The organism is Phosphitispora sp. TUW77 (genome assembly GCF_048453025.1).
Taxonomy (GTDB): domain Bacteria; phylum Bacillota; class Thermincolia; order Thermincolales; family UBA2595; genus Phosphitispora.
Genome location: NZ_CP156677.1, coordinates 1,929,339 through 1,951,224 on the forward strand (window position 1 = coordinate 1,929,339; position 21,886 = coordinate 1,951,224).

21 protein-coding genes and 1 riboswitch are annotated in these 21,886 nt (G+C 38.9%); of the genes, 3 read left to right on the forward strand and 18 right to left on the reverse strand.

The genetic code is table 11. The features are described from left to right. Positions 1–46 precede the first annotated feature (46 nt). The 6 genes from ABFY19_RS09325 to ABFY19_RS09350 form a co-directional block, all read right to left on the reverse strand. On the reverse strand, positions 47–988 hold the full coding sequence (locus tag ABFY19_RS09325) for a ParB/RepB/Spo0J family partition protein (RefSeq protein WP_418790386.1): 942 nt from the start codon (positions 986–988) through the stop codon (positions 47–49). Further along, positions 939–1,763 carry a ParA family protein gene (locus ABFY19_RS09330; protein WP_418790387.1) on the reverse strand — a complete coding sequence of 275 codons (825 nt, stop codon included), beginning with the start codon at positions 1,761–1,763 and terminating at the stop codon, positions 939–941. The genes ABFY19_RS09325 and ABFY19_RS09330 overlap by 50 nt, the downstream gene beginning before the upstream one ends. Before the next feature lie 302 nt (positions 1,764–2,065). Further along, positions 2,066–3,754, reverse strand: a complete 1,689-nt coding sequence (locus ABFY19_RS09335; RefSeq protein ID WP_418790388.1) for a hypothetical protein — start codon at positions 3,752–3,754, stop codon at positions 2,066–2,068. After that, entirely contained in the window at positions 3,744–5,792 is a 2,049-nt protein-coding gene (locus ABFY19_RS09340; protein ID WP_418790389.1) for a hypothetical protein, read from the reverse strand. Before ABFY19_RS09340 ends, ABFY19_RS09335 begins: the two co-directional genes overlap by 11 nt. Further along, a complete protein-coding gene (locus ABFY19_RS09345; protein ID WP_418790390.1) occupies positions 5,789–6,436 on the reverse strand; it encodes a hypothetical protein in 648 nt (215 codons plus the stop codon). Before ABFY19_RS09345 ends, ABFY19_RS09340 begins: the two co-directional genes overlap by 4 nt. A gap of 180 nt (positions 6,437–6,616) precedes the next feature. Then, complete coding sequence (locus tag ABFY19_RS09350; RefSeq protein WP_418790391.1) at positions 6,617–6,856, reverse strand: single-stranded DNA-binding protein; 240 nt, start codon at positions 6,854–6,856, stop codon at positions 6,617–6,619. Between the two features lie 1,003 nt (positions 6,857–7,859). Between ABFY19_RS09350 and ABFY19_RS09355 the strand changes: the two genes are divergently transcribed. Together ABFY19_RS09355 and ABFY19_RS09360 are read left to right on the forward strand one after the other, a co-directional pair. Continuing rightward, entirely contained in the window at positions 7,860–8,264 is a 405-nt protein-coding gene (locus ABFY19_RS09355) for an HTH domain-containing protein (RefSeq protein WP_418790392.1), read from the forward strand. Further along, entirely contained in the window at positions 8,261–9,277 is a 1,017-nt protein-coding gene (locus ABFY19_RS09360; RefSeq protein ID WP_418790393.1) for an IS3 family transposase, read from the forward strand. Before ABFY19_RS09355 ends, ABFY19_RS09360 begins: the two co-directional genes overlap by 4 nt. Positions 9,278–9,582: 305 nt before the next feature. Here ABFY19_RS09360 and ABFY19_RS09365 read toward each other — a convergent pair whose 3' ends face one another. Further along, positions 9,583–9,747, reverse strand: a complete 165-nt coding sequence (locus ABFY19_RS09365; protein ID WP_418790394.1) for a hypothetical protein — start codon at positions 9,745–9,747, stop codon at positions 9,583–9,585. Between the two features lie 455 nt (positions 9,748–10,202). Between ABFY19_RS09365 and ABFY19_RS09370 the strand changes: the two genes are divergently transcribed. After that, on the forward strand, positions 10,203–11,693 hold the full coding sequence (locus ABFY19_RS09370; protein WP_418790395.1) for a PAS domain S-box protein: 1,491 nt from the start codon (positions 10,203–10,205) through the stop codon (positions 11,691–11,693). A 358-nt stretch (positions 11,694–12,051) separates the two neighbouring features. Here the strand turns inward: ABFY19_RS09370 and ABFY19_RS09375 are convergent, their stop codons facing one another. The 11 genes from ABFY19_RS09375 to hemL all read right to left on the reverse strand — a co-directional run bounded on the left by ABFY19_RS09375 (position 12,052) and on the right by hemL (position 21,820). Continuing rightward, positions 12,052–12,522, reverse strand: a complete 471-nt coding sequence (locus ABFY19_RS09375; protein WP_418790396.1) for an HAD family hydrolase — start codon at positions 12,520–12,522, stop codon at positions 12,052–12,054. Positions 12,523–12,528: 6 nt separating this feature from the next. Beyond that, positions 12,529–13,239, reverse strand: a complete 711-nt coding sequence (locus tag ABFY19_RS09380; protein WP_418790397.1) for an ABC transporter ATP-binding protein — start codon at positions 13,237–13,239, stop codon at positions 12,529–12,531. Then, a complete protein-coding gene (locus tag ABFY19_RS09385) occupies positions 13,236–14,000 on the reverse strand; it encodes an ABC transporter permease (RefSeq protein WP_418790398.1) in 765 nt (254 codons plus the stop codon). Before ABFY19_RS09385 ends, ABFY19_RS09380 begins: the two co-directional genes overlap by 4 nt. Continuing rightward, on the reverse strand, positions 13,975–14,967 hold the full coding sequence (locus ABFY19_RS09390; protein WP_418790399.1) for an ABC transporter substrate-binding protein: 993 nt from the start codon (positions 14,965–14,967) through the stop codon (positions 13,975–13,977). The genes ABFY19_RS09385 and ABFY19_RS09390 overlap by 26 nt, the downstream gene beginning before the upstream one ends. 168 nt (positions 14,968–15,135) lie before the next feature. Beyond that, a complete protein-coding gene (gene mutT / locus ABFY19_RS09395; protein WP_418790400.1) occupies positions 15,136–15,522 on the reverse strand; it encodes an 8-oxo-dGTP diphosphatase MutT in 387 nt (128 codons plus the stop codon). A 28-nt stretch (positions 15,523–15,550) separates the two neighbouring features. After that, the gene (locus ABFY19_RS09400) at positions 15,551–16,684 is read right to left on the reverse strand and encodes an HD-GYP domain-containing protein (RefSeq protein ID WP_418790401.1); all 1,134 of its coding nucleotides are present in this window, start codon (positions 16,682–16,684) and stop codon (positions 15,551–15,553) included. Positions 16,685–16,762: 78 nt separating this feature from the next. Next, positions 16,763–16,846, reverse strand: a riboswitch (cyclic di-GMP riboswitch). Between the two features lie 99 nt (positions 16,847–16,945). After that, positions 16,946–17,140 (reverse strand): Spo0E family sporulation regulatory protein-aspartic acid phosphatase, encoded by a 195-nt coding sequence (locus tag ABFY19_RS09405; RefSeq protein ID WP_418790402.1) that lies wholly within the window; start codon positions 17,138–17,140, stop codon positions 16,946–16,948. A gap of 144 nt (positions 17,141–17,284) precedes the next feature. Beyond that, on the reverse strand, positions 17,285–19,330 hold the full coding sequence (locus ABFY19_RS09410; protein WP_418790403.1) for a cell division protein FtsA: 2,046 nt from the start codon (positions 19,328–19,330) through the stop codon (positions 17,285–17,287). 59 nt (positions 19,331–19,389) lie between these two features. Next, positions 19,390–20,166: a CheR family methyltransferase gene (locus ABFY19_RS09415; RefSeq protein ID WP_418790404.1), complete on the reverse strand. Its 777-nt coding sequence runs from the start codon at positions 20,164–20,166 to the stop codon at positions 19,390–19,392. Positions 20,167–20,195: 29 nt separating this feature from the next. Beyond that, entirely contained in the window at positions 20,196–20,444 is a 249-nt protein-coding gene (locus ABFY19_RS09420) for a hypothetical protein (RefSeq protein WP_418790405.1), read from the reverse strand. An 83-nt stretch (positions 20,445–20,527) separates the two neighbouring features. Further along, positions 20,528–21,820, reverse strand: a complete 1,293-nt coding sequence (gene hemL, locus ABFY19_RS09425) for a glutamate-1-semialdehyde 2,1-aminomutase (protein WP_418792577.1) — start codon at positions 21,818–21,820, stop codon at positions 20,528–20,530. Positions 21,821–21,886: the final 66 nt, after the last annotated feature.

The window sequence follows — 21,886 nt, forward strand, 5'->3', positions numbered from 1 at the left end:
CTCATTCATGAGAACGAATTGCCACGTGTCACGATCATATTCTGTTCTACCGTTCCTGTTCCCGTTGCCGCTTCCTGTACCAGCTTTCAAGCAATTGGACGATTAAATCCTCTTTTTGCTTTTCGGTAAAGTTCTTAGGGAAAAAGCTGTTGATGCGTTCGCGCTGGATATGGAATTTTTCTTTTTGGTTAGGTTTTTCTTCCGTAAGAATAGAAAAGATGACATCCACACTCAATCTGCCATCCTGACTAAGCTTTTTCATCCGCTGTGCCTGTACCAAAGAAGGGGTACAATCCTCCGATTGCATGGTATCATACAGGTCTTGCTGCTCCTTTTCGGCCAAATAGGAGATTTCTACCGCAGGATTAAAAGCTATCTGCTTTTCATCCACCATTTCAAGGATAGACGGTATGAGTTCCGTTAAGCGGATGTGTCGGGAAATTTGATTACGACTTTCGCCAACTTGTTCAGCAAGTATTTCTCTTGATTCTTTTCCGTCTAACTTCCGCCCAAGTTGGGCGGAAGTTAAGTCCGTCCGCTGTCCTTGCCGTTTCATGGCTTCCAGCTTCATCCTATAGGCAAAGGCTTTTTCACTCGGCAGAATGCTTTCCCTTTGCAGATTGCTGTCAACCATGATAATTGTGGCTTCATCGTCATCCATTTCACGGACAATGCATGGCATGGTTTCTTTTCCCGCAAGCTCGCTTGCCTTTTTGCGGCGGTGTCCGGCCACCATTTCATAGCCGCCGTCCGGTTTTAGGCGCACAAGGCCGGGAACCAAAACGCCGTACTGTTTTACGCTGTCGGCCATTTCCAGCATAGCTTCATCCGCTTTCACCTTAAAAGGGTGATTTAGGAAATCACTAATTTCCGAAAGTGGAATATCCAGCACCTTTTCCCGCTGACTATCAGCACGGCTTTCCTCCGTGGAAAACAATTCATCTACTGAGGTCAGCTTGATGCTGTCTCTTGCGCTGCTTTTCGCCAATGTCCTGCACCTCCTTTGTAAAGGCTTGATAGGACCTGGCGGCTATTCCGTGGGGATCGAACGCATAGATGCTCTTTCCCTGTGCGCTGGTTTCAGCCGCCCGGATGGACAGGGGGATTTCCGTTTGAAATACTCGCAGCTTATCGCCGTAGTCCCGCCGCAAGATAAAGGAAATGTCCTTTGCAAAGTTGGTCCGCTTATCCACCATTGTTAGCAGCACACCGTCAATGGTAAGCTTGGGATTGATTTGCCTTCTCACACGGGCAATGGTCTGTAAAAGCTGCGTCATTCCTTTAGCGGGCAGATAATGGGCCTGAACGGGAATAATCACGCTGTCCGCGGCGGCAAGGGCATTGATGGTCATCATCCCTAAGCTTGGCATACAGTCGATCAGCACATAATCATATTTGTCTTTGACCGTGTTGATGTAACTACACAGTACCATTTCCCGGCTCATGGTGTTGACCAGCGATACCTCAATAGCGGATAGTTCAATATTGCCTGGCATCAGGTCAACGCCTTCCGCATGGTGAAGAATTCCTTCGTCAGCCTCATACTGCTCCTCCATCATGGTTTTGGTCAGAACGGTAGCTAGCGAAACGGGCAGATTGTCCGGTTCCCGGTAGCCCAATGAATCCGTCAGGTTCCCCTGTGCGTCCGCGTCCACCAGCAGTACCTTTTTCTCCTGTACCGCAAGTCCGATGCCGAGATTAACCGTCGTTGTCGTTTTGCCGACACCGCCTTTTTGGTTTGCTATGGCGATTACTTTTGCCATTCCTGTTTTTCCTCCTTTCACGCAAAAAGCCGCTGGCTTTATCGGTAAAATAAAGCAAGCGGCTTCTTAACTTATTTTATATATGAAAAGAGAACATAATCTAAAAACCTATGTTCTCTTATTCATTCGGTTATTTGATTGTAATATGGATTTGGGGAAGTTTACCGTTTCTAAAGATACGCTACATAATAAACTTAATGGGAAGTATGTATATGTCGGTGTGGTTGGACACCCACGTCGTTTGAGATTTAACAGCCTGAGTGTCAAATCTGGCGCGAAATACTTAAATCACTAGTCACATCTTAGGGCATCTTTATACAAATATGATAAAGATAAACTATAGTTCCATTCCTCTGATGGTAAGATCGTCCTGTCTTTATTTCAGAATAATTTTCTTTATAAACATTTTCCTCGAAAGAATCCAAAGGATATTGAAAGTCATGATTTCTTATATGTTCACGATATTTATTCCAAAATGAAGAAAAATCCGCAACTGCAACATAGCTTACAATAAATATATATTCTAGCCCTGTTGTGTCATATTTGAAAATTTTATCTAAGTGGAGATTTAGGTAGGTGGTATCTAATGATTTGAGAATAAGTCCTTCAATAATAGAATAGGCGGTTCCCTTGTCATCAACAATTTGAACATCAATCTCTCCATCGGATATGCCTTTATTTGAAAGCCCCCACTGTGTCTGATCTTTTGTGCGAAAGCCAGAAGCCTCTAATAATTGTGCAATGAATTTGTTCCGAATATTTTCCTCTGAACCATAGTAATGTCTCGTTCCTTGCAGTGTTACACAGGCGTGCATTATACGTTCAAATAACTTATCATATCCATTGCTATTCGTGAGTTGATCCAATATATTGGAAATTATCTGTAGATTAGAATCTTTTATAGCATCATAAAATATCCTGATTTTACTTTTTGGTAAATGCGGAAAAGTTCTTATGATGCTCTGATTAAAAAAATCATATTCACTTATTTCTGTTTCTGATTGTTGTTGAATAACATCTTTCAAATATATTAGGAATCCAGCTTGATTTTCCTCAATACTATCGTCATTTAGCAAACAATCTATTTTGCACAAAACACTATAGAAATTCGTTTTAAAGACAGGCTCGATCACTTTTGTTATTAAATTATCAGATATACCATGCTCAATTTCCATAGAAAATAAATCTGATTTTACAGATTGATTTTGGATATTAAAAAACTCCATACAAAGTTGATTAAACTCAGCTTTATAATTCAACCAGTTTTTTGTGTCTTTTTCAATTATCAATTTTGCATTATACAATTTAGAGTATATTGCACGATGCAGTGTAACTACATCAGGGGTCCAGCTATATATTCGCTGAATGAAAATCAGACGCTCTAACTCTTTAATGCATTTATCAAACTCCAACCAATTATTACAGAAAATGTAAATAATCGAATTTGTAATAATCTTAAATAAGCTTGCATCTATTCTGTTTTCCTCTTTGGAAGCTACATCAAAATGAACATATGCAATTCTTAGAACTTCTACTACTTCATCAATTGATCTTTTTTCCCTTGCAACAAATAAATTTATCAAGCCTAATTGATAGTTACTTTCTGTTGATACCAGCGAATCACTTTGTGCCAGTTCATTTAAAACAGACTGAATATCAGTATCATAAGGATATAGCAATGCAAGTCGCTTAATTCTTAACGTTTCAAGGTGGATATCGTCGGTTGGTTCCCATGAATCCAAAAGTATATCCAAGATATTTCTATCTTTTAAAATGTCGGCTAAAAACATCCTAATAGAAAAGTCGATTGCTTGACATTTTGAATAAATTGCTTCTTGTGAATCTGCAATGATTTGGTGGACAAAGCTCACCAATTGTCTTGAGTTTTGTTTTTCAAAATTGCATAAAGGGAGTTGCCCATCCCAAAAGTTTAATTTTTCTGCTTGATTTTTTGTTTTATACGTATCTAGAATCGCAATATCAAAACACATATTGATCAGCCTCATAGACAAATTGACTTCTTACAATATCACTCAGATTACGTTCAGCAGTTCCGATTAATATTTGCAACTTGTCTGCATATCTATTTTCTATATCTGCGAGCACAGCCTTTAATCCTTCTAAATATTTGTTATCCCCTTCTTCTTTAGCGGGGCTGTCAATCATTAGAAGTCTGGTATGCTTACCATAATTCTTTTGAATATCAAGTTGAATAATACTAAGATAAAATGCCAACTTAACGCGCAATTGCTCACCCTCAGCTATGTCTTCAAACTTTATTCTTGTTCCATTCTGTGTATATTCAATATTAAAAAGCTTATCAATATGGATCTTGGTTATTGAAGGCAATCCAAAAGCATGGATTTCATTCAACATCAAATCTTCTAATGACGTCAAAATTGGTTTGCTTTCCACAAAACGCTTGTTAATAAAATAATCTATAGATATTTCAAGCACTTCTAGCTTCTTATTTAGCTTACCAACATTGTCGTCACTATCTACCTCTTGTAAGCTTAATCTATAATTAAGAATGGCTTTTTGAGAAATGAGTTCATTTTCTCTTTCAGTAGACTGCTTTAATTTGTCATTTAACTCATTGAGTTGTTTGTTTATCTGTTCGCTCTTTTGGGATAATTCAGCATAGTCATTATTTTGAATAGTTTTTTCAATATCTAGTTTTTCTTTTTCAAGACCACTAATGCTTCTTTGCAAAGTACTAATTTTTTTCTCGATTTCATTTATCTTGATTTCTAGAATTATTTTTGTCTCTGTTAATTGCTTTAGTCTTTCAGAAAACTGCTCCTTATTCTCAATTTCAGAAACAACAGGTTTGTGACATAAATTGCATTCGTGTTCTTCATTGGTGGGTGACATATCTATTTCATGATTACACGAGGGACACATTTTGATTGTTAGATTTGAGAAAAAATACCCGGATTCCAAGTATTCTTTTAAGTCATTAATTTTTCTTGTTATTTTAGTTACTTCTTTTTCTAGCCCATCTTTTTCTTTGGTAAGGCTATCACGAGCACTTCGGCTATTATCCAATTCCGCAAGGAGTTGATAATGTCGATTATTGCTAGAACTAAATATCATAGAAGATGCTTGAAGGTCCATAAAAAGACTGTTTTGTAATTCTTTCAATGATTGAAATTTGACATAATCCGAATTTGTACGGATAGCATCAAGGCATACTTCAATTTTCTTCAACTCATTTAATAAATCTTCTTTCTCAACTAATGATATGTTATCTCCTCCATCTTTTTTAGCTAATGAGTTTTTTATGAAATCTCGTTTTATCATTAACTTATTAATGGTTTTCGTATATTTCAGGCCTAAGAGTATTTGAAATGTCTTTGAACCTTGATTCCCATAGAAAGAATTTGTGTCTTTTGATTCAAGGTAAATTGATTTGAAGTAAGTGCTCCAGCTCGCTTTTGCCTCTCTTAGCTCTATGCTATCTTTCGCAGAATCTTTTTGAGTCCAACTCAATGGATAATACGAAAACTGATTAAAGAAGAAATCTTGAATTTGCACCTCATAATCGCTTTTTGTGTTAGATTGAAAAATAACATTATCATCATATTCGATATTAACTTGGTCAATAGCAGTGCTATACAAAGTGCTGGACATTCGAGAAGATGTTTTGTCAATACAAATTGTATAACTTTTAGCTGCAATACTAAAGCCGAGCATAATTGTTTTAATCCAAGAAGATATGTCTGATTTCAAACTGTCCCTACCTGTTAGGGCAAATTTAACAACCTTAAATACACTCGACTTACCTGTTAGATTATCTGCAATTATTATATTAATTCCAGAAGCAAATTTTTGGATATAATCAATTTTATCACCATTATTTTTGGTCCCTGTAAATCTTAATTCTTCTAATAAAATCCTTTTTCCCGTAGCAATTGGAAGTTCTGCTACATATTCGTTAAGCTCTAATATTTCATTTAATTCAGTGTCACCAATGACTAAATCTCTTATCTCAAGTTCTTTCTTGAGTTCGGAAATTAATTTTTTCATAAATTTTCACCAAACTCCCTTTTAAAAATGGTTTTCACCTTTTCTTGTACATCGGCTATAAACTCTTTATAGGACGTGTTTCTATAAGTTTCTTCTTCATATTGCATATTTTTAAGTTGTGTGCCAGTATAATCACCCAAATACTGCTTAATTTGTTTACAGCGATCAATATACCATTTTAGCGAGTCCATTTCTGATAGAACCTTATCAGTTTTTTCTTTAGCATATTTGGTAACATAATATTGTTTGTCGATAACATTTAACTCAATATTTCTTTTGCTCTTAAAAACAATGAAACCATAGCTTTCTAAAAATGCAATTACATCATCTATATCCTCATAGGCTCCGAAGAAGAACTTTTCCATTTCAAGCCTTCTGATTTCAGGTTCTCTATTTTTGAAAATATCAATAATAACATTTTTGATTTGATTCCTGTCATGTTTTTTTGTAGGAAGCAAATTCAGCAGCTCAAGTGCAAAGTAATCTGGATTTCTAAGCAGAAAATCTATCTTTTGTATTCTAGTTTCAGTATATAAAACACGCACCAAATTCAGATTAGTTGAGTCATGAAACTCTTCCGAAAAGAAATATATGATTAAAAAAATTCTAATCCTATCTTTATATAGGCGTATTATGTCTTCCATTTTGACCCTCCTAATAATGTTTTAGAATACCATAAACCGTTAATCAATCCTATTGAGCGTAGGGTTGCCAATCTACCGCAATCATTTTGATAGCGCTAGATATAACGGTCTATCTAACTTCCCATTATTGCTAAAACATTCGGTTACATGAGCTGCCGATTATAGACATAACTAGCTAGCCTATTCCATTCTAATCCTATATTTCTGCTGTCCTGATGACGTTTTCTCAATTGCCTGAATACAAACCTTTGACGTATTAACATAATTTAAAAACAACGTGCCAAGCAAAAGTCGTTCATTACGGGATATACGATTCCATTCGTAACCTTTAAACAAGTCTAGAACAAGAAATACTTCCCCTTGATTCAAGTTCTCTGTTTCTTTAATTGCATTATTTAGAAATTCATTTATATCCGGCATCAAAAAACCTCCGTATAATATCAATGAAAACAACGTTATTAATATGATTATATTACTAATATGAATTTATTTCCATTAATTTAGTAAAACCCTATATAAGAAAAGAGAACGCCGGATAAAGACGGCATTCTCTTAATCATTGCCCAGTCTTAAATTTGCTTCACACTGCGTAATATAGACATGCCTGAACACTCTAATCAAAGCACTATGCAAACATGTCTACACACTCCATATCCAGCACAACTGACGCTTCAATTTTATCTCTCAACACCTTATTTCTGAAATCGTCGCAATCTCTTGTAAAAGTCATATAGCGCGCAAAGCGCTGAATTTAAGGATTTCTAGATGTCTTTCCTTTACTGTCTTTACATGGTTTGTAAGGGCGATTACTTTAGACACTTTTATTTTCCTCCCTTCACGCAAAAAAGCCGCTTGCTCTATCACTCAATAAAGCAAACGGCTTCTTTCCCATGTCTATGATATTGCCTCGAAGAATATTAAAGTTAGTGTATTTGTATTGAGTATCATCTGAAAAACTTCTAAAATTCTTCTAAAACTTCTTTTCAATTTTCACTTTATAGGCATATTAGGACATCAAGATATTTCTCTTATAAAAAATACGTCTAGTGCTTGATATCTCTAGGCTTAGACTAACTTAAAGTAAAACAAAACAATAGAAGATAATACCCTATAATACATACATAGCGGAATTCAGGTTCTAGTGCCCAATGGGGTGTGGAGGTTCAAGTCCTCTCGACCGCACCAAATTTTGTCTGAAAACCCGCTATTCATGCGGGTTTTAGGGTTTTTTAGGGAAGTTTTTAAAATGTACCCTATAAAATGGACAGCAAAGGTTTTAAAAACCCTTCATTTTGGACAAGTAGATTTTTAGAATCCTTACTTTAGGACAGGTGGATTTTTAAAACCCTTAACCTCGGACAATGGCGGTTTTAACTCCAGTTCAAACAAGTATTACAATAAAACTGAATTGGAGGAATGCCGCGTGGCGAACAAGAAATTTACTGAAGAAGATATGAATCATCTCCGAGCAAGTCCTTATGTTTTGGATGTAAGCCCTAGTATTGTACATTTCTCGGCTAAATTTAAGGAACTGTTTTGGAATTTAATACAAGCAAGAAAAGAGCCGCGAGACATTGTTATTGAGCTCGGCATCGATCCGGATATTCTTGGCGTAAATCGTGTAAATGGATTGAAGGGTATGATCCGAAATGAAGTTCGAGCAGGGAAAGGCTTTAGAGACTTAAAAACATACGGATCATATCTCAAGGACTACACAGATCCAGATGCAAAAATAAAATTCCTTGAGCAGAAACTAGCATATAAAGACCAAGAAATAGAGTTTCTAAAAAAAATTGTATCTTTAGGCCAGGAGAGCTCAGAATCATGAATGTTCCCGCATCTGCCAAATATGCAGTCATTCGTGAGATGACTCAGCGGGACAACAACTTACTAAATATTACCTGGCTATGCGCTGCGGCCGATGTTTCACGCTCTGGATATTACCATTACCTTGCAACGGAAGACCTCAGGCGTCAACGTGAAGAACAAGACCAAAAGGATTTCCTAGTGATTTTAGGAGCTTACAAATTTCGTGGTTATAACAAGGGAGCCCGCGGTATTTACATGCGACTTCTTCATATGGATCCCCCAATACATATGAACATTAAGAAGATCCGGCGTTTGATGAAGAAGTATGGACTTTTATGTCCTATTCGCAAGGCAAATCCGTACCGAAGAATGGCTAAAGCACTAAAAACCAGTAATGTTATGCCCAACTTACTGAACCGAGAATTTGAAGCACGAGGCCCTCGTGCTGTTCTGCTGACGGATACTACCTACATCATTAATGGAAAGGCGCCACGGTGCTATATATCTACAATCATCGATGGTTGCACAAAAGAGTTGCTAGCATGGGTACTAAGCGAATCCCTTGAAATCGATTTTGTCCTGGAAACCGTGAATCAACTCATTAGAAATTATGGTATCTCTTTGACAACCGAGACTCTGATCAATTCGGATCAGGGGGTGCACTACACAAGTATAAAGTTTATCCAATTGATAAAAGACAGTAATTTAAGGCAGTCCATGTCCCGAAAGGCGAACTGTTGGGATAACGCTCCGCAGGAATCCTTTTACGGCCACATGAAAGATGAAATTGATATTTCTCAGTGCAGTACATTTGAAGAAATTCATCAAGTGATCAGTCATTGGACCGAGTATTATAACAACGAACGATATCAATGGGGTCTGGCAAGATTGGCTCCAAAAGAGTATTACAAGTATATAGTTACAGGAGAATACCCTTTAACAATACCAAAAGCAAAAGGCGAAGATAGAAGGTGGGGCTCTGCCCCACACCCCGAAGTTTTTCGCTTTGGTTTCCAGGGAAGCAGTGTTTAATTACAAAAAAGAAGCGGTGCTGATACTCACCGCCTCCCTTATAAACCCACACGGGCGCTCGGGTCGCTCCTCAGCGTTGCCCTATCCTCCCTTGTGGTAAAGCATGGTTATTATAGCATTAATACCTATTTGATTGGAATAGCAAAAACCCAAATTGTCCTTGACAAGGGGTACACATTAAAATTTAAAGATAAATAAAAAAAGGGATGTAGTCCTTTATATGCACCACTACGGTTTTCTTGACCCGCCTTTTTAGAAGCTTGGGACAGGTTTTCATAGCTTCCGCACATAAGGCTTTAACCTGCTCAGCAAGATCGATCTATAATGACACCTACCAGCGAGTTACTAAACTGCCGCTTTACCGTTTCTTCTTGACCGCCAAACATGCCAAATATCTTCTTGGCATAGACAGCCAGGTCAAATTGGTCGGGCTTGTCCATCTCTTCCCGTTTGATAGTATATACTTTCATTCATTGTCTTCACGCGATTTGAAACAAAGACCTGCCGTTGCAATTGCTTGGCTTCATGCTTACTGGCAGATACTTTTTCTTTCGGCTTTGATTCCATATAGCCCTAGCTCAGAAATCATATCCTGGACCGAAAATGAATGCTCATCATCAGTTTTATCCAGCAACATCTTCATTAGATATAAAAGTTTCAGTTTCTGGTATTGCTTGTTCCTAAATTAAACCGCAACCTGAAAACGCGCTTCCCCAGATCAACGTCTTTCTTATCCGCTATATAAATACACTCAGTGGAAATTTTCTCATTCTTATCAACCGTATTGAAAATCTGAGTCGCTCTGGCCATTGCTTAAATTAGTAAAAGACCACACATATTTCGACAGGCTTTTTAAGACTAGTTATTAGTTAATATATTATAATGTATATATTCTTTAATTGTTGTATTGAGAGGGCTGGTTATCGTGAGAGATATTGATAAAACAAGAGAACAGTTAATTGACGAACTGGTTCAATTACGCAAATTAACGAAAACATTAAAAACAAATAATGACAACTTATCTACAGCAATAAACCGGGTAACTGATGCTTTTTCTGCTCTTGATAATAACTGGAAAATTATTTATGTCAATAAGAATGCAGAAAAATTGTACCATAAATCCAAAGAGGAGCTGGCAGGAAAATATTTTTGGGATGTTTTTCCAAAAACCAAAAATAGAACTATGATGTATAATTTAATTCAAGAATCCATGGATTTTCAGATTAATCTTAGTAAGGAAATAACAAATGTTAATAATGAAAAATGGTTTGAAGTTCGTACGTTTCCCTCAAATGATGGTGTTTCAATATTTTCTACCGAGATTACCGAGCGCAAACTTATAGAGCAAGAATTAAAACACTCACACGAATTATTCAGAAAAGCATTTAATTTAAGTCCTTCTCCCATGTCAATTACATCAATTGATGATGGAACAATTATCCAGGCTAATGAGATTTTCCTAGAAACGTTTGGTTATAACCGGGAAGAAATCAACTCCCTATCAATCTTGAACTTATATTTCAACCCCGAACAACGCAATAAATTAATTAAGGAATTATTCCATAATGGGTATTATAAAAATATTGAAATGGAACTCAAAGTAAAATCAGGTAACAAAAAAATTGTATTATTGTCTGCAAATCTAATAAGGTTTAATTGTAAATTATGTGTTTTGGAAACAGCGCATGATATTACACATATTAAACAAGCTGAATTCGAACAGCGGAGACTTCAGGCACGTTTAGACTCCCTAAACTTAGTTGGTCAAATGGCAGCGGGAATTGGACACGAAATTCGAAATCCAATGACTACTGTTAGAGGATTTCTTCAGTTATTTTCGGCCAATGAAACTGATAGTGAGAAAAAAGGATACTATGAAATAATGATTGAAGAACTTGACAGGGCAAATTCCATTATTACCGAATTTCTTTCATTGGCAAAAGATAGGGTTGTAGAACTGCAGCCTACTTCTCTTAATTCAATTATTGGCACTCTATTTCCGCTATTAAAATCAGATGCGGTGAAAGAAGATAATGCAATCGTTTTTAACAAGGGTGATATACCAAATATACCTCTAAATGAAAAGGAAATTCAGCAGTTGGTCATTAATCTTGTTAGAAATGCAATTGAGGCATCACCACCATCAGGGGTCATAACATTAAGTACTTACGTTAGTGAAAATGAGGTTGTTTTATCTGTTGAAGATGAAGGAATTGGGATACCGGCAGAAGTTATTGATAAATTAGGAACGCCTTTTGTAACTACTAAGGATAACGGAATAGGTTTAGGTATATCAGTTTGCTATAGTATTGCCCATAAGCATAATGCGAAGATAGATGTGAAAACAGGTTCGACAGGGACTACTTTTTATGTAAGGTTTAAGATTCCTCAAACTCAAATAAAACAAGTTAGTTAAACCACACCACACCTTTTATTTTAAAATCCGACAAGTTATGACATTTTTCTTGGCATCGGAAGGATATCCCAATTTTTTGTTGAATTAATTGTCATATAATCAATTCTATGGGGGAATCCTAATGCGCCAACAATATAACTGCATTATCTGTGGTCACGTTTCTGCAGAGCCTTTCTGTAAAAACTGCCTAAGCACAGCAAAACAATATTATGTCATAATTTCACAATTCATCAAAACCAACCCCGATGCTACTGTCATGGAGATTTACAATAATACCTCTGTGCCACTTTCTATAATAAGGGGTATAATACAAATCGGCTGGATGGAACGAAGCAGATAATAAACCAATTTCCCGGTTTTATTTCCGCAGAGTAGCAACTAATCTATTCTGATTCAGCAGCAAACCCAGCCCTTCATCAATATCCTTGACCACCACATCTGCCTTAACCAAGGCTTGTCCCGCACAGCCCTCCGGCCCCATAACCACAACACCCAGCGCTGCCTTGGACAACATCAGCACATCATTAACACCATTACCGAATGCGACTGTTTTGCCCGCTCCAATCCTTTCAATAAAGGCTTCTTTATCAGGTCCGCCGTTATCCTTATTAACCAACACCAATTCAGCTTTTAACCCGGCACACTCCCGTCCGGCAGTACCAACAGTATCTGCTGTTAAAACATATACTTTTAATAACTCGGCAGCTTCATTAACCAATTCTCTGGTCTTACAGGACAACTTGCCATCAAAGGCAAGAGTGCCGTTAAAATCTAAAACCAGATTCTCCAGATTGATCTCCCGGCATCCGGGTATATTAATTGTAATCATTTAATATCACTCCTTCATTAACAAATAGAACTCGTTTTTAACAGCTGTTTTCAAATTGTTATCTGAAAAATATTCTCTATCATTTTGTGTAACTGTTATAATTTTTATTATACTTACCGGCGGGCCGCTAAAAACATAAATTTCATCACACAGCCAAAGGGCCTCATCAACATCATGAGTCACAAATATTACTGTCCTTTTGTCAATGTCCCATAGCTTTCGAAATGACTTAATCAGGGACATTTTGAGTTTTATATCCAATGCCCGAAATGGTTCATCCATAACCAGGATATCTGATGGATAGGCAAATGCCCGGGCTGCAGAGACCCTTTGTCTCATCCCGCTGCTTAGCTGCCATGGATAGTAACCTGCAAATTTCACTAGACCCACCATTTCCAGCAAGCTTGAAACAATTGTGCCCCTTTCAGTTTTTGGATAAATATCCTTCAAGACAAACTCTACATTTTCAGTAACAGTCTTCCACGGAAGCAGCCGAGGTTCCTGAAAAATATAAGAAATCCTTTTCCCTGCAAAACCCAAAAATTCTCCCGAGTCAGGTTCAATTGTTCCTGTAATCATATTAAGCAGGGTTGTTTTGCCACAACCGGAAGGTCCCAAGATACCGGTTATCATTTTTCTCTTAAATTCAATTCTGAAATCCTTAAAAAGATTAACACCGGGAAAACTTTTGTTAAGACCGCTGATATTCAAATTCATAATATTTCTTGTCTCCAAGCCACAACCCTTTTTTCAATGAACCGTATCAGGGTTTCAAATATATAACTTAAAATAACAGCTATGACTGTCCAGGAAACTAATTCTGCCACTATAAGGTATGAATGGGCAGTATGCATCCGGGTTCCTATAGCATATCCGGGCTGGCTTAAAACCTCACTGGCAATTACTGCTTTCCATCCGATTCCGGCAGCATTGGAAATTCCTCCAATAATAAAAGGAGAAATTGCCGGGATATATAGTTCACGAATAAGCCTTGAGGTTTTAACCCGGTATGCTTTAGCCATTGCTATCAATTCCCTGTCTACACTCTTTATCCCTTCTGCAACATTAGTCGAAATTATAGGATACATTACCAGAAAACCAATCAAGACCGGTACCAGGTCAGCACTTAACCATATCAGGGCTAAGAGAATAATAGAAATAACCGGTGTTGCCCTAATGGCAACCAAAACCGGTTTTATCATTACATCAAATGTTCTGTTCAAACCAATCATAATTCCGGTTATTATCCCCATAACCAGTGAAATTACAAATCCAAGAAGGCCCCGCAACACTGTAAACCCCACCGAGCAAGCAAATCCAACAGATGTAACCAGCTTTACCATAACCAGAAATACTTTTTCAGGTGCGGGTAAAAGCAGCTCTGAAGCAATAGTCAAAGATATTATTTTCCATAAAATAATTACCAACACAACAGAAAATAACGCTATTTCCCTACCTTTTGTAATATAATCCTTCATCTGGCAGGGCGCCTCCTACAATAGTGGGATTAAAATCATAAAAAACCTTAAGGTAAGCATTGATGCCGCCTTTCACATTAAATGCATCCTCATATCTCATGTTGCATCTTGGAATAGTATCTGCAGCCACTTCTGCCATTGGCATTATTTCGTGCTTTACCGCCAGTTCCCCGGCTTCTTTAGTATTTGCAGTAACCCATTGTATGGAGTTCTTGTACTCATTCAAAAAAACTGCCACAATTTCAGGATACTTGAGAGCGAAATCATTTTTTACAAAAACACAGGTTTGGGGCAAGGGTATTTGGTCTTCCGTACTCTTATCCCACTCCCTGGATAAATCAAGGATTATTTTCAAACTGCTGTTTTTGGCAAGCAGAGTGCTTACCATTGGCTCTGATAAAACGGCAAGGTTCGCTCTGCCCGCTGCAACAGCGCCGGCTAAGTCCTGTGGCATTGGGTACCTGTAGTCAAGTATAACGTCCTTCTGAGGATCAATACCATTTTTTTCAAGCATATACCTGAAACAAATATCAGGTGTCATCCCTTTTGCCATAAGGTAAATCCTCTTATTTTTCAAGTCACTCCATTTTTGAACATCTATATCATTTTTTCCCACCAAATATAGGGTTCCCCAAAGAACAACAGCTGCAGCCCGGTATTTTACCCCTTTATTATATAATATTGCAGCAAGGTTGGTCGGAATTGTGGCAATATCAACCTCTGAATTGACCAACATTGCCCTTACTGTCTCCGGGTTATCTTTGATGATATACTGTACCTTTACTTTTTCATTCAAAAATTGGTCATTCTCAATCATATGAACCATACTTAAAGCAGACGGGCCTTTTATTGCAGCTGCCTTTATAGTTACCCCTGTATCCGAAGCAGGGCTGGAACCTGCACTGCTTTTACCACCGGTTTCGGAAATACTGCTCCCGGAGCATCCGGATATAAACACCAGCAGCATAATGGTAATAAAAGCTAAAATTATTTTTTTTAAGATGTTTATTCATCCTTTCTACTAACAAAAATCAAACTGCAAATTTAATTAAGTATATGTTTTATTTGAAACATATATTCCTTGGCAGATGCACGCTAATTAAAAAGGGTGTCCCATAAAATCCTGAGCACCCTCTTACTTCCCTATCAACTTGTTTACAGCCGGAATATCGGCCGGGGCAAAATCGTATTTCAGCATTTCCTCCGGTGCAACCCACTTCCAGTCCCTGCAATCAATACAAGCCGGTTGGCCGCTTATTAAACTGCAAAGATAGCAGAGCAGAATAACATGCCTGTCTTCATAAACATGGGACACGACTTTGAAAATATCTCCCACTTCAATAGTAATGTCAAGCTCTTCTTTAAGTTCTCTGACCAAACAGGCTTCGGGGTCTTCTCCGTGCTCTACCTTGCCTCCGGGGAACTCCCATTTCATCTCCTGGTGAGAGCCTTTCTTCCTCTGAGCTATGAGGAACTTGCCGTCACTAGTTATAATTGCTGCCGTGACAACTAGAATTTCCATTGTTTTAATAGGAAGCTCCTTTCTCCGCCTATGAGTTTACAACTTTCTTCTCCCGGTTATGGATATCCCTAAGCTTGTCAGTAAATCCATCGTCAGGCTGCAACTCCCTGACTATTGTCAGACCGGGTTCTTTAGCCAATTCAATTTCCTGTACATTTGCGGAACTGATAAGAGATTGGGTGCTTTCAGCAACAATTCTCACCACCGGTTTTTCTAAGTACTGCCTCTTGTTGGATACCACCAGCCCAATTTCACCAGAGCTTAGCTCCAATAAAGAACCGGCTGCATAAGAAGCAATATTGTGCAGGAAAAGCTCTGTTAGTACTTTGTCTATTTTAAGCCCGGCTTCTACTTTAATCATCTTAATAGCTTCACTGTTGCTATAAGCCTGCCGATGTTTACGATCACTGGTAAGAGCATCAAACAGGTCAGCAATAGCTACAATTCTGGCAAATTCGCAAATGTCAGTATTCTTTAGGGCCCTCGGGTATCCTGTCCCATCTATCCGTTCATGGTGCTGAAAGGCAACATGTGCCGCCAGCAGGTTAATGTCTTTTTGGTCTCTCAGAAGATTAAATCCTTTTATGCTGTGCTGTTGTATCTGACTGAATTCAGTGGATGACAAACTGCCTGGTTTATCTATCAGCTTGGAGTCAATAAAAATGGAACCGACATCATGCATAACCGCCCCTAACCCTAGGTCTCTGAGCTGAACCTCATTATAGTTTAAGGCCATCCCGATGCGCAGTGATAGTATACACACATTCAGGCAGTGAGCATACATATAGCTGTCATAGGAACGAGAATCAGGAAACTCAAAAAGCATCTCCCTGTTTTGCAGAACCTCGTCAACCAGCTTGTTAACCAAATCCTTAACTAGTTTGGTATCAATCTTTTGGAACTTTCTAGCCTCTTCAAAAACCCTTCTTACTTTTATAATCCCATCTATTCTTGTGCCATCAGAAACTATATCAGGAAATTCGACGTCCTTACAAAAACTGTCAATTATAATGACTGCCGGAAATCCTAAAGCCTGCAGCCTTTTGGCATATGTAGAGTCAAGTTCGGTCCCGGCAGAAAGCAAAACACCACCATTAGCTGAATAAAGACTTTTGCCCAAAATCATACCAGACTTCAATTTGCTTATCGGTAATCTCCGCATAAACCCCGCCCCCTTTTCTGTCATTTATTAAATAATAAATCCGTCTTGCTTACCAGAAAAAGCAGACGGAAACGGTTTGTCGGCAGCCTGGCTGTCATAGCATAAGCTTTTAGACCCATGGCTTTGCGTCCCTAACTTTCGTTAGGTTTGCCTTTTCGGTTACAAAATATGCGGTTATTCTCATAATATAATACGTAGGATAATAAAAATAACAGGGAGTATGGCCAAAAAAAAACAACTAAAATTACTAAAAATAACTAATCAATAATAATTATTGAACATGCTTAAGCTTATATAAGAGTTGTATCTTTTCATATACTCCACTATTAAACAATCAAGTTCACAACTCTTGTTATAAACATCCGGGTCCTGCATACCTTTTTCGTTAACCAGGCGGTACATTTCTCTTTGTTTTTCCCGAATCATTTTTCGGAATTCGCGACGGTTAGTCCACATTTCCATCTCTCCCACACTTTATTGGGTCAAATTAACAATTTATCCTTAAGTGCGTTTTTTTCTTCTTCGAGGAATTGATGCAAAAATCCTTCGGAGAAAATGTCGAATACCGTCATATACAATTTTTTTTATAAAATTATATCATTATTTCCATTCTAATGACACATTATCACCTGTTTTAAGAGGTGTTGTAAATTCAGCAGGTATTCCATTGACTCTTAGCTCAAGCCTCATTCCATTTTCCGGAGGCCTTAACTGCAAATCAATCCTTGTCAGTACATCTGTTAAAATAGCCTCCTCTCCGGGAATATCCACCCTTTCATTATTAACTGTAACTACAGTAAACTTATTAAAATCAGGTTGGAGTTCAGCTGATGAAGCCACTGTATCTACAGGCTCAGCTGCATCATCTTCCTGAACAACTTCTTCGATTATTTCAGATTCAACAGCGCTTTCCAAGGTTATGTCATCCCCGTCATTAACTTCAGTCATAGAATCAACCAAGCGCTCATTAATATATATATAACATTCTTCAGGATCACCATAGCCCGCTATTTCCATAACCTCTGCCACGGTTCTGGGCAAATAGTAAACTATCCTGGCATTGTCGATAAGCTCTTCATGATAAGCAGCAGGTTTACCATTCATAGTAATCACAGGGTTAATTACAAAAGGCTGGGTGTTAACAGAAATATTCAAAGGAAAAAGATGGGGTACCAAGTCATGAATATGGCCGCTGGCATTTTCACCATTACGGGCCTCCACAAATTCAATAATATCATTATGCTTGACCGGGACATCAATGGTAACATCTTCCCCGTTAAGGCGAATAACTGCAGGTTTACCTTTACCACCTTTGATGATTTTCAAATCCCCGTTCACTGTCAAAGTAAGGGCCATTCCCAGCCGCGGTTGTGTCTTACGCATACTGATTCCGGCTGCCAGCAGGGCATCGGCTACCGTACCACGGTTAACCTCAAAAAGCCTAATCTGCCGTTCATTAACCATTACCTTGGCAAAACCAAGGCCTTTATGTTCATATGCTGTCACAGCTATTCCAATTGGAGTCACGGCCTCCGGTCCCATCAGTTCCTGGGTGCCAAATACTTCAGAAATTGCCTCCCGGCCCCTGACTGCCACTCTTTGCCTGGTAAGCCCCAGGTTATCTGCCAGTGAATCTTTTAATAGTGGAGTAAGACTTCCTCCTCCTATACAAATAATAGCTTGTGGCGTCTTTCCATTAAGTTCGATTATTTTCTCACTTATGTTTTTGGCTAAAACCTGTACAGATTCCCCAACAACATCAATAATCTCCTTAACAGAAACAGTATGCTCAATTCCCAGGACATCGGTAAAACCAAGTTCACTGTTATCCTGCAGAGACCTCTTAATCCTCTCGGCAGTGTTAAAATCAAGCAGGTATACTTCAGAAATCCTCTCGGTTACTTCATCACCTGCTACCGGAACCATTCCGTAACCAGCTATAGAACCATCATCCGTAATAGCAATATCAGAAGTGCCGGCTCCTATATCCACCAGTGCAATATTCAACTGTCTCATACTTGGAGGGACTACCACCGAACTCGCGGCAATAGGCTCCAGGGTAAGACTGGCCATTTCTAAACCGGCCTTCTGAAGAGCAGCAAAAAGGGAATCCACAACAACTCTGGGCAGAAAAGTTGCAATCACCTCAACACCCATGCTTCTGCCTTTCTGACTGTACAAACTGCCAATTTTATAGCCGTCAAGTTCATAATAAACTACACTGTAACCAACACAGTGATAATTCAGAGACTCTGCTGTCTGCTTATCTTCTTCATTAGCCAAACGGCTTTGGGCTTCCTGCACCGCCTGCAGCTCAAGCCTGAGGATGTCATCCCGGTGAATTTCACGGTACTCTGGAATATCTGCACTGACTTTAATCCTCGTAGTCTTAAGAGCCCGTCCCGCTGCAGCCACAGCTGCCTGTTTAAGAGTTTGACCTATTTTATTCTCAAGTTTATCCTTAATAATACTAATCGATTTGGCAACCTGATCAATATCGTGTATCTGACCATCGATCATAGCCCTGTTTTGGTGTTCCCTTTGTTCTGCCGCCAAAATCTCAAGACCTTTGGGGGTTTCCTGCATTATGACCCCTATTATTGACCTAGTACCAATATCCAGGGCAAAAATTGTTTCATCAGACATAATTAATCCCCCTCCGCTAAGGGTGAATATTGTTAATTGTTTCATTACCTTCCTGGCTGCTAATTTCCTCTCTGGTAGAAAAATGACGATATAAGAGAAAAACCGATTTCCCTGGCATGAAATATCTGTTCAGTACTCCCAGTAAAGACAATCCCACCTGGCTTTAAGGCGGAATAAAACTTCCGATAAAGCTGTGCCTTACTATCCTCAGTAAAATATATAACCACATTCCGGCATAATATCATGTCAAAATTATTGTTAAACTCCTCTGTCAGCAGATTATGTTTTGTAAATTTGACTCTTGCTTTCACATCATCTTTTATAATAAAATTGCTGCCTTCTTTGATAAAATGCTTGCTGATATAATCCTGTGGCAGATTTAATACAGCTTTATCGTTATATGCCCCCATCCGGGCCTTATTTAATACCTCATTATCAACATCAGTTGCCAGCAGAGTAAAGTTTGTATTGGGGAAACGATTCATCATAACCATTGCTAAGGTATACGGCTCTTCACCGGTGGAACACCCTGCACTCCATATTTTTAGTGACCGAGACATCTCAATCAGCTCAGGTAAAATCTTATCCTCCAGGACCTTCCACTGAGCAGGGTTCCTGTAAAATTCCGATACATTAATAGTCAATGTGTCAAGAAATTTTCTCCAATAGCCGATTTCTTTTTCCAACACTTCAAGATAAGTGCTGTAATCAGTGATTTTCAAGCTCCGCATCAAACTGTTTATACGCCTCTCCATCTGGGGACGTTTATAACCAGTTAAATCCAGGCCTTTTTTTCTCTTTAATCCATCCAAAAAAATTTCATATGCATCCGCCATAGTGTTATGCCCTCTCTATCAACCCAATATTACTCTACCGGGTCTATGTTTTTTGATATATGGCACTTATTACAAAAGTTTTCTTTGGTGTGGCCAAACTTTTTATTATGACAGTCTAAACAAAACCTATCAGGGTCCCCGCGACGTTCAGTGACCTCCCCGTGCTCCTTAATCCAGAGGTCAGGATTACCGTGCTGAGTACGGTTTACAGAGAAATAGACAATAACAACAAATGCCACTGCAAGCAAAATTGTGATAAAGTTCCTTCTGTTTATCACAGTGCCCACCCCTTACCAGTTTATTATTATTCGACAAAAATTTACGTTTTCCCTCTGTTTTTTGAAAAATCTCTGTTTAAGTTTTATGAGACCTCACAAAAAGCCTCATAAGATGCCTCAATCGTCCTCTCAATATCTGCATCAGAATGTGCCAGGGAGACAAAAGCAGCCTCAAACTGTGACGGCGCCAGGTAAACTCCCTTTTTAAGCATTATCCTGAAAAAGGCAGCAAACTTCTTGGTATCAGAGGTACAGGCAGATACAAAATCAATCACCGGCTCACCTGTAAAGAAAGTACAGACCATTGATCCTACCCTGTTAAAAGAAACACCAGCTCCGGTCCTATCTGCTGCATCAGCAAGCCCTTCTGCCAGCTTAGCGGCCTTTTTCTCCAGTTCATCATAGATACCAGGGGCCTGAAGCTGTTTTAATGTAACCAACCCTGCTGTCATTGCCAGTGGATTCCCTGACAAAGTGCCAGCCTGGTAAATAGGCCCCGAAGGTGCAATTTTTTCCATAATTTCTTTTCTTCCGCCATAAGCTCCTACCGGAAGTCCGCCTCCGATAACCTTGCCGAGACAAGTCATATCCGGCTCAATGCCAAAACGCACCTGGGCCCCGCCATAAGCAACCCTGAATCCTGTCATAACTTCATCAAATATTAACAAAGCACCATATTTACCGGTTATTTCCCGGAGTCCTTCCAGAAATCCTGGCTGTGGCGGGACAACACCCATATTCCCTGGTACCGGCTCCACTATAACAGCCGCAATGTCCTCACCCTCCAACTCAAATATTTTTTCAACAGTTTCCAGATCATTAAACTGGGCTGTAATTGTATTAATCGCAATATTCTCCGGTACCCCCGGACTGGTGGGGACTCCAAGGGTCAACGCTCCCGAACCTGCTTTGATAAGCAGTGAATCGGCATGCCCATGATAACACCCCTCAAACTTGACTATCTTGTTCCTCCCGGTATATCCCCGGGCAACCCTCAAAGCGCTCATGGTCGCTTCTGTTCCCGAATTGACCATTCTAACCATATCCATTGCGGGAAAAGCCTCAATAATAGTTTTCGCCATTTCAGTCTCCAGCTCCGTTGGTGCTCCGTAACTGGTCCCTTTATCCAAGTATGATTTCAAAGCCATAACAACTTCCGGATGCTGGTGTCCGAGAATCATAGGGCCCCATGACCCTACATAGTCGATGTACTCATTTCCGTCAACATCAAAAATTTTTGCACCAAGGGCCTTATCGATAAAAACAGGGTCATGTCCAACAGATTTAAAGGCCCGCACCGGACTGTTGACCCCACCAGGAATATACTTTTGAGCCTCCTCAAAAAATTTGACGGATTTACTGAAGCCTTTATGCATGTTTGTACCACCCTTCAATATATTCGCGCCGTCAATATGCTTTATTATGCTGTCATCACGGCTAAC